The following is a 13,879-nucleotide window of genomic DNA, read 5'->3' as shown; positions in this document are numbered from 1 at the left end:
CCTTCGCGCGGCCTGTCAGGAGCAAGTGAGTACGATGGCCAACCGGCTGCAAGTGATCTATATCGAAGACGATGCGCTCGTTCGCCGGGCGAGCGTGCAGAGCCTCCAGCTGGCGGGCTTCGACGTCGCCGGCTTCGAGTCGGCCGAAGCGGCCGAGAAGGCGATCGTCGCGGATACCGCCGGCGCGATCGTCAGCGACATCCGGTTGCCCGGCGCAAGCGGGCTCGACGTGCTCGCGCAGTGCCGCGAGCGCGTGCCCGACGTGCCGGTGATCCTCGTCACCGGTCACGGCGACATCTCGATGGCCGTGCAGGCGATGCGCGACGGCGCGTACGACTTCATCGAAAAGCCGTTCGCGGCCGAGCGCCTGATCGAGACGGTGCGCCGTGCGCTGGAGCGCCGCGAGCTCGTGCTCGAGAACCACGCGCTGCGGCGCGAGCTGGCCGGGCAGAACGTCGTCGCGCCGCGCATCATCGGCCGCAGCCCCGCGATCGAGCAGGTGCGCAAGCTGCTCGCGAACGTCGCGCCGACCGACGCGTCGGTGCTGATCAACGGCGACACGGGCGCCGGCAAGGAATTGATCGCGCGCAGCCTGCACGAGCTGTCGCCGCGCCGCGACAAGCCGTTCATCGCGGTGAATTGCGGCGCGCTGCCCGAGCCGATGTTTGAGTCGGAGATGTTCGGCTACGAGCCCGGTGCGTTCACGGGCGCCGCGAAGCGCCGCGTCGGCAAGCTCGAATACGCGTCCGGCGGCACGCTGTTCCTCGACGAAATCGAAAGTATGCCGCTCGCGCTGCAGGTGAAGCTGCTGCGCGTGCTGCAGGACGGCGTGCTGGAGCGGCTCGGCTCGAACCAGCCGATCCGCGTGAACTGCCGCGTCGTCGCGGCCGCGAAGGGCGACATGAGCGAGCTCGTCGCGGCCGGCACGTTCCGGCGCGACCTGCTGTACCGGCTCAACGTCGTGACGATCGCGCTGCCGCCGCTCGCCGAGCGCCGCGAGGACATCGTGCCGCTGTTCGAGCACTTCATGCTCGATGCGGCCGTGCGCTACGGGCGGCCCGCGCCGGTGCTGACCGACCGGCAGCGCGCGAGCCTGATGCAGCGCGACTGGCCCGGCAACGTGCGCGAGCTGCACAATGCGGCCGACCGCTTCGTGCTCGGCGTGGCCGACATGCCGCAGGAAACGGGCGCGGGCGGCGGCGATGCCGACAACGACCAGACGCTGAAGGAGCGCATCGAGCAGTTCGAGCGCGCGGTGATCGCCGAGGCGCTGAACCAGACGGGCGGCGCGGTCGCCGCGACGGCCGACCGGCTGCATGTCGGCAAGGCGACGCTGTACGAGAAGATGAAGCGCTACGGCTTGTCGGCGAAAGGCGAAACCGAGCGCTGAAAAGCAAACGGACCGCGGAACCGGGGTGCCCGGTTGTACGGTCCGTCGTTTTACCGGAAGGGCGCGGTGTGCGCCCCGGCGAGCCGGATCTCGCGGCGCTCAGGCCGCGTTGCCGTCGAGCGCCTTCTTGAGCAGCGCGTCGAGTTCCGCGAACTGCGGTGCGCCGACGTAGCGCTTCAGGATCTTGCCGTCCTTGTCGACCACGAAGGTCGTCGGCGTGAGCTGCACGTTGCCGAACTGCTTCGCGACGCTGCCGTCGTCGAGCGCGACCTTGAACGGCAGCTGGCGCGTCTGCGCGTAGTTCGCGACGTACATCGGCGGATCGTAGTTCATCGCGACCGCGACGAATTCCAGCCCCTGACCCTTGAAGCGATTGTAGGTATCGACCATCTGCGGCATTTCCTGCATGCAGGTCGCGCAGCTCGTCGCCCAGAAGTTCACGAGATAGACCTTGCCCTTCAGGTCGCCTGCGGTCGAGACCTTCTGGCCCGACAGCAGCGTGAACGTCGCGTCCGGCACGCTGGACTTGCCGTTGAACGCGAAGAAGCCGGCGACGGCGATGGCCGCGACGACGGCAGCCGCGACGAGGTAGCGGACGGGGCCGGCACGGCGGCGGGCGGGAGGCGTGGTGTTCATCTGGTGCTCTCGGAGTCGGTCGATGACGCGGGTCGATGCAAAGGACGTCGAAATCGACGTTGAAATTCGCGCTCATTTTAGCGCGAATGCGGTGCGCGCACCGGCGGCCGCCACGCATCCCTGGTTTCCGGTTCGGCGGATAATGCCCGTTTTTGCCTGCTCGACCCACGCCATGCCGAAGGAAGTCATCGAATCGTTGCGCCCCCTTTTTCGTCCGCTGCGGCACTTCGCCGCGCTTGCCTGCGTGAGCGCCACGCTGGCCGCGTGCTCGCCGTCGTTCGACTGGCGCACGCTGCACAACGACGCCGGCTACACGATCGACCTGCCGGCGAAGCCGACCGTCGAGGAGCAGCCGGTGGCGATCGGCGGCACGTCGATGCCGATGCGGATGCAGGCCGCGCACGTCGACGGCGCGGTGTTCGCGGTCGGCACGCTGACGCTGCCGGACGACCGCGACGACACGCGCCGTGCGGCGCTCGAATTCCTGCGCGCGGGACTTTCGCGCAATCTCGAAGGCGCACCGCAGACGGCGTCCGTGCCGGTGCCGCTCGCGGCCGGCGGCGCGGTGAACGGGATCGAGCTGCGCGTCGCGGGGGCGGCTGCCGGCGGCGATCGCGCACGCAAGACGATCGTCGCGCGGCTCGCCGCGCGCGGCCGGCACGCGTACCAGGCCGTCGTGATTGCCGACGGGTCGCTCACGCAGGAGCAGCTCGACCAGTTTTTCGGCTCGTTCAAACTCGATTGACCGCGGCCGGCGAGGGTGCCTCGGACACGCTGTGACAACTGAAAGTTCATTCGCAGCTTTCGACGCTAATCGCCGGATTTTGCGAGGGTTTTTCGGCTATCCACAGCGCATGTGGATAACTTTGTTGAAAAGTAGCCGGTATTTCCCGCAGAGCCACGCCGGACGGCCTTCCGGCCCGTTTGGTCGCCCGTTCGACCTTTGAGAAAAATCAATCAAAACAACGGGATACGAATTCCATCCGGCAAAGGCCGCGGCGAGCCCCGATCCGGGGCCGGATTCGTGAAATTGTGCATAAGTCAAGTCTTGACAGCCGGATTTTGTCCTCCGAGGCCGCTCAGAGCGCCGTGAGCGCGCGCCGGTAGCGGATCGCCTCGGCGATCTGCGCGGCTGTCGGCAGCGGGTCGCCGGCCAGGTCGGCGATCGTCCGCGCCACTTTCAGCACGCGGAAATACGCGCGCGCCGACCAGCCGAAGCGCTCGCCCGCTTCGCGCAGCAGCCGCTCGCCTTCGTCGGTCGGCCGGCACAGGTCGTCGGTTTCGCGGCCGCTCAGCATGTGATTCGTCTTGCCCTGCCGGTCGAGCTGCAGCGCTCGCGCCTGCGCGACGCGGGCGGCCACCGCCGCGCTCGGCTCGCCGGGCGCCGTGGCGCGCGACGCGAGTTCGGCCGGCGACAGCGCGGGCAGGTCGATCTGGATGTCGATGCGGTCGAGCAGCGGCCCCGACAGCTTGCGCAGGTAGCGCGCGGCGACGTCGGGCGAGCAGCGGCAGCGCCCGGACGGATCGCCGTGCCAGCCGCACGGGCACGGGTTCATCGCGGCGATCAGCTGGCACGCGGCCGGGAAGTCGGCCTGCTGGGCCGCGCGCGAGATCGTGATGCGGCCGGCTTCGAGCGGCTCGCGCAGCATTTCGAGCACGTGCCGGTCGAATTCCGGCAGTTCGTCGAGAAATAGCACACCGAGGTGCGCGAGCGTGATTTCACCGGGTTGCGGCGGATTGCGGCCACCGACCAGCGCGGCGGCGCTCGACGAGTGATGCGGCGAACGGAACGGCCGCCGGCGCCACTGCGCGGGCGAGAAGCCGAGGCGGCTCGCGGAAAGCAGCGCGGCCGACGTCAGCGCTTCGTCGTCGGTCAGCGGCGGCAGGAGGCCGGCCAGCCGCGCGGCCAGCATCGATTTGCCGGCCCCCGGCGGCCCGACCATCAGCATGTGATGACCGCCCGCGGCGGCGACTTCGAGTGCGCGCCGTGCGCCACGCTGGCCGACCACGTCCGCGAGGTCGGGCGCGGCTGGCGCCGGCAGGCCGTCGAGGCAGGGCGCCGCGACCGGCGTGAGCCGCCCGTCCGGCGCATCGGCGAGGTGTGCACACAGCGCGGGCAGGTCGCGCGCGCCGTACACGGTCACGCCGGGGACGAGCGCGGCCTCGGCCGCGCTGTCGAACGGCAGGTACAACTCGGGCGGACGTGAGGTAGCGACGGAGTCACGCGGGGCGCCGGCATCCAGGCCCGCGCCGCCGGCGACGCCTACACCGGATGCTTCCGCGCGCCAGTCGCGCGCGGCGCCGCACGCCATCGCGAACGCGCCGCGCATCGGCCGCAGCGCGCCCGTCAGCGACAGCTCGCCCGCGAATTCGCGGCCGGCCAGCGCGTCGGCCGGGATCTGGCCGTTCGCGGCGAGGATGCCGAGCGCGATCGGCAGGTCGAACCGGCCCGACTCTTTCGGCAGGTCGGCCGGCGCGAGATTGACGGTGATCCGGCGCACGGGAAATTCGAAGCCGCAGTTCTGCAGCGCGGCGCGGACGCGCTCGCGGCTTTCGCGGACTTCGAGATCGGGCAGGCCGACGATCGAGAACGACGGCAGCCCGTTGGCGAGATGGACTTCGACGGTGACGTCCGGCGCGCGGCCGGAGGCAGGCGCGCGACTGCGCACCACGGCAAGCGACATGGCGAGGCTCCTGCGTGACAGGCGGACGACGGCCGTTCGGGGCCGCATGCCGCGGAAATGGGAGAAATCGGTGCGCGCGTGCCGGCGTGGCGCGGGGAAAGAACGAGGGACTGCGGAACGACGAACTGCGGAACGAGGAACTGCGAAGAGCGATGGACTGCGAAGAGCGATGGACTGCGAAGAGCGAGGATGCTGCGAAGAACGACGGACTATGGGGAGCGGCGGAACGCCTTCAGGGCGGCGGGCACGGGCCGCACGAGGCGGCCCGCGCCCGGACCTTGCGGCCGGGTGGGGCGTCAGGCCTGCGGGGCGGCGAGCTTCTGCTCGAGTTCCGCAACGCGCTTTTCGAGTTCCTCGAGGCGCACGCGGGTGCGGGCGAGCACCTGCGCCTGGGTGTCGAATTCCTCGCGCGTGACGAGATCGAGCTTCGAGAAGCCTTGCGACAGCATGGCCTTCACGTTGCGCTCGACGTCCTTGGCCGGCGAGTTTTTCAGCAGGTCGCTGACGCGCGACTGCAGATCGTTGAAAACGTCGCTGGGTTGCTTCATGTGATTCCCCTTCCTTGCACAAAAAATGTGCATCTTCAGTTGCGTACGTGCCCATGATGCACGCATGACCGGAAATGGTGCGCGCAGGGCGCGAATTCCGGGCATGGCGCCCGCATGGGTGAATGGCCCGGCGAGCCGGGACGTGCGTGCACTCTAGCAACGTTCCTTTCGCCGCGCCAGCAAACCGGGCCACGTTGGCCATTCGGCCGGGCTTCCGCGACTTACATCGCGGGATGCGACCCTGTTCCAGAGCCCTTCGAGACGGTGTTCGAACGGACATGGCATGCGAGTTGCTGAGAAGAGTCCGTTACAACATTCCAACCAATTCGACGGGACAACCCAGCGAGAGGACTTCATGAAACTCATTACCGCAATCATCAAGCCGTTCAAGCTCGATGAGACGCGCGAAGCGCTGTCGGCGCTTGGCGTCTCGGGCATCACGGTGACGGAGGTGAAAGGGTTCGGGCGCCAGAAGGGGCATACCGAGCTGTACCGCGGCGCCGAATACGTGGTCGATTTCCTGCCGAAGATGAAGATCGAGGCGGCCGTGTCGGACGATCTCGTCGACCAGGCGGTGGAAGCGATCGAGCGGGCCGCGCGCACCGGCAAGATCGGCGACGGCAAGATTTTCGTCACGCCCATCGAACAAGTGATCCGGATTCGCACCGGGGAGACCGGCGCCGACGCGCTGTAACAGAACAGACCAAAGACAAGCGACAAGAGGAAACCCAAGATGCGCAAACTTCTGATGTCCCTGCTGATGGCCGGCTCGCTGATCGCGGCCGGCGTCGGCCCCGCGCTCGCCGACGACGCGGCGTCCGCCGCGGCTGCGTCCGCGCCCGCCGCCACGGCTTCCGACGCATCGGCCGCCGCCGCGCCGGCCGCCGCCGCGCCGGCCGCTTCGGCGCCGGCTGCGACCGACGCATCCGCGACCGCCGCTGCCGCCGCACCGGCCTCGGGCGCCGCCGACGCATCGGCTGCCGCCGCCGCGTCCGCGCCTGCCGCACCGGCTGCGCCGACCGCCCCGTTCTCGGTCGATTCGTCGAAGATCAGCGCGGGCGACACCGCGTGGATGCTGACGTCCACCGCGCTCGTGCTGTTCATGACGATCCCCGGCCTCGCGCTGTTCTACGCGGGCATGGTCCGCAAGAAGAACGTGCTCGCGACCGTGATGCAGAGCTTCGCGATCACCGCGGTGATCACGGTGCTCTGGACGGTGGTCGGCTACAGCCTCGCGTTCACGCCGGGCAACGGCTTCATCGGCGGCCTGTCGCGCGCGTTCCTGCACGGCATGAACTACATCAAGGGCGACAAGGCGACGACGCTGACCGTCAGCCACCTCGCGACGACGATTCCGGAATCGGTCTACTTCGTCTACCAGATGACGTTCGCGATCATCACGCCGGCGCTGATCTGCGGCGCGTTCGCCGACCGGATGAAGTTCTCGGCGATGCTCGTGTTCATGACGCTCTGGTCGCTGATCGTCTACGTGCCGATCGCGCACATGGTGTGGGAACCGACCGGCTGGCTGTCGGCCGACGGCGTGCTCGACTTCGCGGGCGGCACGGTCGTGCACATCAACGCCGGTATCGCGGGCCTCGTGTCGTGCCTCGTGCTCGGCAAGCGCGTCGGCTACGGTCGCGAATCGATGGCACCGCACAACCTCGTGCTGACGATGATCGGCGGCTCGATGCTGTGGGTCGGCTGGTTCGGCTTCAACGCGGGCTCCGCGGTCGCGGCCGACGGTCGTGCCGGCTTCGCGATGCTGACGACGCAAGTCGCGACGGCCTGCGCGGCGCTCGGCTGGATGTTTGCCGAATGGATCGCGAAGGGCAAGCCGTCGGTGCTCGGCATCGTGTCGGGCGCGGTCGCGGGTCTGGTGGCGATCACGCCGGCAGCCGGCTTCGTCGGCGTGGCAGGCGCGCTCGTGATCGGTATCGCGGCGGGCGTCGTGTGCTTCTGGTCGGCGACGTGGCTCAAGTCGAAGCTCGGCTACGACGATTCGCTCGACGCGTTCGGCGTGCACGGCATCGGCGGGATTCTCGGCGCACTGCTGACCGGCGTGTTCGCGGTCAAGGATATCGGCGGCGCCGACGGCAGCCTGCTGCTGCAGGCGAAGGGCGTCCTGATCACGCTGGTCTACAGCGGCGTGCTGAGCTTCGTGCTGCTGAAGCTGATCGATCTGACGATCGGCCTGCGCGTGACCGAAGAGGAAGAGCGCGAAGGTCTCGACGTGATCCTGCACGGCGAGCATGTCGAATAAGTCACAAGGATGACCGGCGGGCCGCCGCGAAGACGGCGCCCGCCACCGAATGAGCGCAGCGACTTCGGCCCGCCCACCCGGCGGGCTTTTTTTCTCCTGTCATCCACTGGCGTAGCGGATAACCCTTCACTCTATCGGGTCAATAGCCGAAAACTTCCTCCATATCCTTGTGAAGCCGGGAACAATCCCCAAATGGGCAGGGCAATTGCTCTACAATCTTCATTCTCCCGCTCGCGAGTGATTCATGGTTCCCCACCTCGTTACCGCGTTGAACGGTCCGCTGCTCGAACTCGAGCAGAAGATCCTCGACGCGACGCCTGCGATCGAACGCTGGTTCAGGCTCGAATGGCAGGAACATACCCCGCCGTTCTATTGTTCGGTGGACCTGCGCAATGCCGGCTTCAAGCTGGCCCCCGTCGACGCGAACCTGTTTCCCGGCGCGTTCAACAACCTGCCGTCCGAAGTGCTGCCGCTCGCCGTGCAGGCGGCGATGGCCGCGATCGAGAAGATCTGCCCGGACGCGAAGAACCTGCTCGTGATTCCCGAGCTGCCGACCCGCAACGCGTTCTACCTCGAAAACGTCGCGCGCCTCGCGACGATCATGCGCCAGGCCGGCCTGAACGTGCGCTTCGGCTCGCTCGACCCGAGCATCACCGACATGACGCCGATCACGCTGGCTGACGGCCAGAAGATCGTGCTCGAACCGCTCGAGCGTTCGCAGCGCCGCCTCGGCCTGAAGAATTTCGACCCGTGCTCGATCCTGCTGAACAACGACCTGTCGGCCGGCATCCCGGCCGTGCTGGAGAACCTGCACGAGCAGTACCTGCTGCCGCCGCTGCATGCGGGCTGGGCCGTGCGCCGCAAGTCGACGCACTTCTCGTGCTACGACGACGTCGCGAAGAAGTTCGCGAAGATGGTCGGCGTCGATCCGTGGATGGTGAATCCGTATTTCGCGCACGTCGAAGGCGTCGACTGGCAGGCGCATGAGGGCGAGCAGGCGCTCGCCGACGCGATCGACGGCGTGCTGAAGAAGATCGCGCGCAAGTACCGCGAATACGGGATCAGCGAGAAGCCGTACGTCGTCGTGAAGGCCGACGCGGGCACGGCGGGGCGCGGCGTGATGACCGTGCACGACGCGGCCGAGATCGGCCGGATGTCGAAGGCCGAGCGCGCGCAGATGGCCGAGTCGAAGGCCGGCCTCGCGGTGCGCGACGTGATCGTGCAGGAAGGCGTCTATACGTTCGAGCGCGTCGGCGACGAAGTGGCCGAGCCCGTCGTGTACATGATCGACCGCTACGTGGTCGGCGGCTTCTACCGCACGCACGGCGGCCGCGAGCGCGACCAGAACCTGAACGCGCCCGGCATGCACTACGTGCCGCTCGGCTTCGAGCACACCGCGCTGCCGGATGCCGGCGCGAAGCCCGGTGCCGCGCCGCCGAACCGGTTCTACATGTACGGCGTCGTCGCGCGGCTGTCGCTGATCGCGTCGTCGATCGAACTGGAAAAGACCGATCCCGAAGCCATCCAGGTATAACGGACCTTCGCTACGTACAGGACCCGCATGGACATTCTCTTTATCGCCGACCCGCTCGAGCGCTTCAAGATCTACAAGGATTCGACCTACGCAATGATGGCCGAGGCCGCGCGCCGCGGGCATGCGGTGTACGCATGCGAGCCGAACCATCTCGCGTGGACGGGTTCCTCGGTCGAGGCCGACGTGCGGCGCATCACGTTCGTCGGCGAACTGGACGACCTGCATCGCGAGACCTGGTTCGACGCGGGCCCGGTCGACGCGCGTCGTCTCGAATCGTTCGGCGCGGTGCTGATGCGCAAGGATCCGCCGTTCGACATGGAGTACGTGACGTCGACCTGGCTGCTCGAGCTGGCCGAGCGGGCGGGTGCCCGCGTGTTCAACAACGCGCAGTCGATCCGCGACCATTCGGAGAAGCTCGCGATCGGCGAGTTTCCGCAATTCGTCGCGCCGACCCTCGTCACGCGCGACGCGAAACGGCTGCGCGCGTTCCACGCCGAGCACGGCGACGTGATCCTGAAGCCGCTCGACGGCATGGGCGGGATGGGCGTGTTCCGCGTGAAGCCGGACGGCATGAACCTCGGTTCGATCATCGAGATGCTGAGCCACGACGGCACGCGCTCGGTGATGGCGCAGAAATTCATTCCCGAGATCAAGGCCGGCGACAAGCGCATCCTGCTGATCGGCGGCGAGCCCGTGCCGTATTCGCTCGCGCGGATTCCGCAGGGCAGCGAGGTGCGCGGCAACCTGGCCGCCGGCGGGCTGGGTGTCGCGCAGCCGCTGACGGCCCGCGATCGCGAGATCGCCGAGACGCTCGGCCCGGTGCTCGCGTCGCGCGGGCTGCTGCTGGTCGGCCTCGATGCGATCGGCGACTGGCTGACCGAGGTGAACGTCACGAGCCCGACGTGCTTCCGCGAGATCATGGAGCAGACGGGCTTCGACGTCGCCGCGATGTTCATCGACGCGCTGGAGCGGGCGGCCGCGTAGGCCGCTTCCCGCGCAACCCCGGCGGCGGCCGCGCAGGTCCCCCGTCGCCGGAGCAGCTTGACCGGCCTGTTACAATGCCCGCTTGCCAGGTGCCGTGATCGGCGCACCGAAGGCCCGGCGGTCGGGCCGATACTGTTGCAAGGCTGAACATGAAACGTTTCCCATACTCGCTACGCTCATTGCCCCGCCGCGGGGTGTCGGCCCGCCAGGGGCGGCCGGGAGCGATCTGACATGGCCGGGATTCTGATCATCGCGCATGCCCCGCTCGCCACCGCGCTGCGGGACTGCATCGCGCACATCTACGGCGGCGTGCCCGCGCGCATCGGCTGTATCGACGTGACGGCGGACAGCGATCCGACCCAGGTGATGGCGTTCGCCCACGCGGAACTCGCGCGGCTCAGGGAAGACAACGGCGTGGTCGTGCTGACCGACATGTACGGCGCGACGCCCGCGAACATCGCCGGCCAGCTCGCCAAGCTCGACAACGTGCGCGTGCTGGCGGGCGTGAACCTGCCGATGCTCGTGCGCGCCGTCTGCTACCGCACCGTGCCGCTCGACAAGCTGGTCGACAAGGCGCTGTCCGGCGGCGCGAAGGGCGTCCACGAGGTGTCGGCCGGTACGCCGCCGCCGCCGACGGAAACCGGCTGCGGCCAGTGCGCGCCGATTCCGCCCGAACCGCAGCCGCGCACCGAATCGCACTGATTGCCCGTTTTCCGTTTTAGACCGTACCGCCGACGTGCGCCGCCGGCGGCCCCGACCGACCCGACCGAGAATCATGCTTCAACAAGAAACCACCATCGTCAATAAATTGGGGCTCCATGCGCGCGCATCGGCCAAGCTTACGCAACTGGCCGGCAACTTCCAGTCGGAAGTCTGGATGACGCGCAACGGGCGCAAGATCAATGCGAAGAGCATCATGGGCGTGATGATGCTGGCGGCCGGCATCGGCAGCACCGTGACGATCGAGACCGAAGGGGCCGACGAGCAGGAAGCGATGGACGCGCTGCTGAAGCTGATCGCCGACAAGTTCGGCGAAGGCCAGTGATCGCCACGTGCGATCGATGCCCTTTCCAGCCAGAATGCCGCGGATTTCGCGGCATTTTTTTCGTCGGAAGCATTGATGCGGAATGCGCAATGCTGCAGTGCATGCAGTCAGCAGTGAGTCGCGGAATTTATAATCGCTAACCGGGGTCATAAGCGCATCGCAGCAGTGTGCCGCGGCTTTACTTGTACAGAGGAGGTGCGCGTGTCCTTCACGCTGCATGGCATTCCCGTCTCACGTGGTATCGCGATCGGGCGAGCGTATCTGATCGCGCCGGCGGCGCTCGACGTCGCCCATTACCTGGTCGAGGCCAACCAGATCGACGCCGAGGTCGAGCGCTTCCGCACGGCGCTCGACGTCGTGCATCACGAACTCGAAGCGCTGCGCGCCGACCTGACCGACGACACCCCGAGCGAAGTCGGCGCATTCATCGACGTCCACGCGATGATCCTGAGCGACGAGATGCTCGTCCAGGAAACCATCGACCTGATCCGCACGCGCCGCTACAACGTCGAATGGGCGCTGACCGAGCAGCTGGAGCTGCTCACGCGCCATTTCGACGACATCGAGGACGAATACCTGCGCGAGCGCAAGGCCGACATCGAGCAGGTGGTCGAGCGTGTGCTGAAGGCGCTCGCCGGCGCGCCGTCCGCGTCGCAGGCGCTCGACCGCGCGGCCAAGAACGGCACGAACGAGATGATCGTCGTCGCGCACGACATCGCGCCGGCCGACATGATGCAGTTCAAGACGCAGTCGTTCCAGGCGTTCGTCACCGACCTCGGCGGGCGCACGTCGCACACGGCGATCGTCGCGCGCAGCCTCGGCATCCCGGCCGCGGTCGGCGTGCAGCACGCGAGCGCGCTGATCCGCCAGGACGACCTGATCATCGTCGACGGCGACCAGGGCATCGTGATCGTCGATCCCGCGCCGATCGTCCTCGAGGAATATTCGTACCGCCAGTCCGAGAAGCTGCTGGAGCAGCGCAAGCTGCAGCGCCTGAAGTTCTCGCCGACGCAAACGTTGTGCGGCACCAAGATCGACCTGTACGCGAACATCGAGCTGCCCGACGACGCGAAGGCGGCCGTCGAGGCCGGCGCGGTCGGCGTCGGGCTGTTCCGCTCCGAGTTCCTGTTCATGCATCAGAAGGAGATGCCGGAAGAGGAGGAGCAGTTCGCCGCGTACAAGCGCGCCGTCGAGTGGATGAAGGGCATGCCGGTGACGATCCGCACGATCGACGTCGGCGCGGACAAGCCGCTCGAGGCGCTCGACGAAGGCTACGAGACGGCGCCGAACCCGGCGCTCGGCCTGCGCGCGATCCGCTGGAGCCTGTCCGAGCCGCAGATGTTCCTCACGCAGCTGCGCGCGATCCTGCGCGCGTCCGCGTTCGGCCAGGTGAAGATCCTGATCCCGATGCTCGCGCACGCGCAGGAAATCGACCAGACGCTCGACCTGATCCGCGAGGCGAAGCACCAGCTCGACGACGCGGGGCTCGCGTACGATCCGAACGTGCGCATCGGCGCGATGATCGAGATTCCGGCCGCGGCGATCGCGCTGCCGCTGTTCCTGAAGCGGTTCGATTTCCTGTCGATCGGCACGAACGACCTGATCCAGTACACGCTCGCGATCGACCGCGCGGACAACGCGGTCGCGCACCTGTACGACCCGCTGCATCCGGCCGTGCTGCACCTGATTGCCTATACGCTGCGCGAAGCGAAGCGCGCGGGCGTGTCGGTGTCGGTATGCGGGGAGATGGCCGGCGATCCGGCGCTCACGCGCCTGTTGCTGGGGATGGGGCTCACCGAGTTCTCGATGCACCCGAGCCAGCTGCTCGTCGTGAAGCAGGAGATCCTGCGTGCGCATCTGAAGGCGCTCGAGAAGCCGACGGCCGACGTGCTGGCCGCGTTCGAGCCGGAAGAAGTGCAGGCGGCACTGCAGCGCCTGTCGGTCGCCGAACCACGCGCGGATGCAGCCGCATAGGCGTTCAGGCCGCCGTTAACTGTAGTGAAGTGTCACGCATGCGCCGTCCGGCGCATGCCCGCCGCGCGTCAGTGCCGGCCCCCGCACACGGGGCAGTCGGCCTGGCGCGTGATTTTCATCGTCGTCCATTCCATCCGCAGCGAATCGAGCATCATCAGCCGCCCGTTGAGCGTCTTGCCGATGTCGCCGATCACGCGCAGCGCTTCGGCGGCCTGCATCGCGCCGATGATGCCGACCGTCGGCGCGAACACGCCCATCGTCGCGCACGCGACCTCCTCGAACGGCTGGTCTTCCGGGAACACGCACGCATAGCAGGGCGCGGCCGGGTCGCGGAAGTCGAACGTGCTGATCTGGCCGTCGAAACGCAGCGCGGCGCCTGACACGAGCGGCACGCCGTGCGCGACGCACGCGCGGTTGATCGCGTGGCGCGTCGCGAAGTTGTCGGTGCAGTCGAGCACGACGGCCGCGTGCGGCACGTGCGCATCGAGCCACGCATCGTCGACGCGCGCCGCGACCGCATTCACCTTCACCTCGGGGTTCAACTGCGCGAGCGTGTCGCGCCCCGATTCGACCTTGCTGCGGCCGACCGATGCCGTCACGTGCAGGATCTGTCGCTGCAGGTTCGTGAGGTCGACCGTATCGGCGTCGACGAGCGTGATCGTGCCGACGCCCGATGCCGCGAGGTACATCGCGGCGGGCGAGCCGAGGCCGCCCGCGCCGACGACGATCGCATGCGCATCGAGAAAGCGCTGCTGCGCCTCGATGCCGATTTCGTCGACGAGGATGTGTCGGGAGTAGCGCAGAAGTTGATCGTCGTTCAT

At 67.9% G+C, this 13,879-nt stretch carries 13 protein-coding genes; 9 read left to right on the top strand and 4 right to left on the bottom strand.

Features of this window, described 5'->3' with window-relative positions:
* Positions 1-34: 34 nt before the first annotated feature.
* Positions 35-1,390 carry a sigma-54-dependent transcriptional regulator gene (locus AC5LXX_RS14805; RefSeq protein WP_124452397.1) on the top strand — a complete coding sequence of 452 codons (1,356 nt, stop codon included), beginning with the start codon at positions 35-37 and terminating at the stop codon, positions 1,388-1,390.
* Positions 1,391-1,489: 99 nt separating this feature from the next.
* Here the strand turns inward: AC5LXX_RS14805 and AC5LXX_RS14800 are convergent, their stop codons facing one another.
* Positions 1,490-2,026, bottom strand: a complete 537-nt coding sequence (locus AC5LXX_RS14800; RefSeq protein WP_493409914.1) for a peroxiredoxin family protein — start codon at positions 2,024-2,026, stop codon at positions 1,490-1,492.
* A gap of 172 nt (positions 2,027-2,198) precedes the next feature.
* Here AC5LXX_RS14800 and AC5LXX_RS14795 point away from each other — a divergent pair, with 172 nt between their 5' ends.
* Positions 2,199-2,771 (top strand): hypothetical protein, encoded by a 573-nt coding sequence (locus AC5LXX_RS14795; protein ID WP_493411133.1) that lies wholly within the window; start codon positions 2,199-2,201, stop codon positions 2,769-2,771.
* A gap of 334 nt (positions 2,772-3,105) precedes the next feature.
* Here the strand turns inward: AC5LXX_RS14795 and AC5LXX_RS14790 are convergent, their stop codons facing one another.
* A complete protein-coding gene (locus AC5LXX_RS14790; protein WP_493409913.1) occupies positions 3,106-4,710 on the bottom strand; it encodes a YifB family Mg chelatase-like AAA ATPase in 1,605 nt (534 codons plus the stop codon).
* A 296-nt stretch (positions 4,711-5,006) separates the two neighbouring features.
* Positions 5,007-5,258 carry an accessory factor UbiK family protein gene (locus AC5LXX_RS14785; RefSeq protein WP_006489451.1) on the bottom strand — a complete coding sequence of 84 codons (252 nt, stop codon included), beginning with the start codon at positions 5,256-5,258 and terminating at the stop codon, positions 5,007-5,009.
* A 355-nt stretch (positions 5,259-5,613) separates the two neighbouring features.
* Here AC5LXX_RS14785 and AC5LXX_RS14780 point away from each other — a divergent pair, with 355 nt between their 5' ends.
* The 7 genes from AC5LXX_RS14780 to ptsP all read left to right on the top strand — a co-directional run bounded on the left by AC5LXX_RS14780 (position 5,614) and on the right by ptsP (position 13,058).
* On the top strand, positions 5,614-5,952 hold the full coding sequence (locus AC5LXX_RS14780) for a P-II family nitrogen regulator (protein ID WP_006398175.1): 339 nt from the start codon (positions 5,614-5,616) through the stop codon (positions 5,950-5,952).
* A 39-nt stretch (positions 5,953-5,991) separates the two neighbouring features.
* Complete coding sequence (locus tag AC5LXX_RS14775; RefSeq protein WP_493409912.1) at positions 5,992-7,521, top strand: ammonium transporter; 1,530 nt, start codon at positions 5,992-5,994, stop codon at positions 7,519-7,521.
* A 244-nt stretch (positions 7,522-7,765) separates the two neighbouring features.
* Complete coding sequence (gene gshA / locus AC5LXX_RS14770; RefSeq protein WP_044848231.1) at positions 7,766-9,055, top strand: glutamate--cysteine ligase; 1,290 nt, start codon at positions 7,766-7,768, stop codon at positions 9,053-9,055.
* Between the two features lie 27 nt (positions 9,056-9,082).
* Positions 9,083-10,039 (top strand): glutathione synthase, encoded by a 957-nt coding sequence (gene gshB, locus AC5LXX_RS14765; RefSeq protein WP_493409911.1) that lies wholly within the window; start codon positions 9,083-9,085, stop codon positions 10,037-10,039.
* 231 nt (positions 10,040-10,270) lie between these two features.
* The gene (locus AC5LXX_RS14760) at positions 10,271-10,741 is read left to right on the top strand and encodes a PTS sugar transporter subunit IIA (protein ID WP_124452168.1); all 471 of its coding nucleotides are present in this window, start codon (positions 10,271-10,273) and stop codon (positions 10,739-10,741) included.
* A 73-nt stretch (positions 10,742-10,814) separates the two neighbouring features.
* A complete protein-coding gene (locus tag AC5LXX_RS14755; RefSeq protein ID WP_059233115.1) occupies positions 10,815-11,084 on the top strand; it encodes an HPr family phosphocarrier protein in 270 nt (89 codons plus the stop codon).
* Positions 11,085-11,285: 201 nt separating this feature from the next.
* A complete protein-coding gene (gene ptsP, locus AC5LXX_RS14750) occupies positions 11,286-13,058 on the top strand; it encodes a phosphoenolpyruvate--protein phosphotransferase (RefSeq protein WP_493409910.1) in 1,773 nt (590 codons plus the stop codon).
* 68 nt (positions 13,059-13,126) lie between these two features.
* On the opposite strand, the gene AC5LXX_RS14745 is transcribed toward ptsP, so the two are convergent.
* On the bottom strand, positions 13,127-13,879 hold the full coding sequence (locus AC5LXX_RS14745) for a HesA/MoeB/ThiF family protein (protein WP_493409909.1): 753 nt from the start codon (positions 13,877-13,879) through the stop codon (positions 13,127-13,129).

The sequence above is a fragment of the Burkholderia torrens genome (assembly GCF_984668525.1).
This window is presented reverse-complemented; position numbering and strand designations above follow the sequence as displayed.

What these genes read in the sequence shown, in the direction of transcription:
- AC5LXX_RS14780 (WP_006398175.1), top strand. Translation starts at nt 5,614, where the DNA reads ATGAAACTCATTACCGCAATCATCAAGCCGTTCAAGCTCGATGAGACG.
- AC5LXX_RS14745 (WP_493409909.1), bottom strand. Translation starts at nt 13,879, where the DNA reads ATGAACGACGATCAACTTCTGCGCTACTCCCGACACATCCTCGTCGAC.
- AC5LXX_RS14760 (WP_124452168.1), top strand. Translation starts at nt 10,271, where the DNA reads ATGGCCGGGATTCTGATCATCGCGCATGCCCCGCTCGCCACCGCGCTG.
- gshA (WP_044848231.1), top strand. Translation starts at nt 7,766, where the DNA reads ATGGTTCCCCACCTCGTTACCGCGTTGAACGGTCCGCTGCTCGAACTC.
- AC5LXX_RS14805 (WP_124452397.1), top strand. Translation starts at nt 35, where the DNA reads ATGGCCAACCGGCTGCAAGTGATCTATATCGAAGACGATGCGCTCGTT.
- AC5LXX_RS14785 (WP_006489451.1), bottom strand. Translation starts at nt 5,258, where the DNA reads ATGAAGCAACCCAGCGACGTTTTCAACGATCTGCAGTCGCGCGTCAGC.
- AC5LXX_RS14755 (WP_059233115.1), top strand. Translation starts at nt 10,815, where the DNA reads ATGCTTCAACAAGAAACCACCATCGTCAATAAATTGGGGCTCCATGCG.
- AC5LXX_RS14790 (WP_493409913.1), bottom strand. Translation starts at nt 4,710, where the DNA reads ATGTCGCTTGCCGTGGTGCGCAGTCGCGCGCCTGCCTCCGGCCGCGCG.
- AC5LXX_RS14795 (WP_493411133.1), top strand. Translation starts at nt 2,199, where the DNA reads ATGCCGAAGGAAGTCATCGAATCGTTGCGCCCCCTTTTTCGTCCGCTG.
- gshB (WP_493409911.1), top strand. Translation starts at nt 9,083, where the DNA reads ATGGACATTCTCTTTATCGCCGACCCGCTCGAGCGCTTCAAGATCTAC.
- AC5LXX_RS14775 (WP_493409912.1), top strand. Translation starts at nt 5,992, where the DNA reads ATGCGCAAACTTCTGATGTCCCTGCTGATGGCCGGCTCGCTGATCGCG.
- AC5LXX_RS14800 (WP_493409914.1), bottom strand. Translation starts at nt 2,026, where the DNA reads ATGAACACCACGCCTCCCGCCCGCCGCCGTGCCGGCCCCGTCCGCTAC.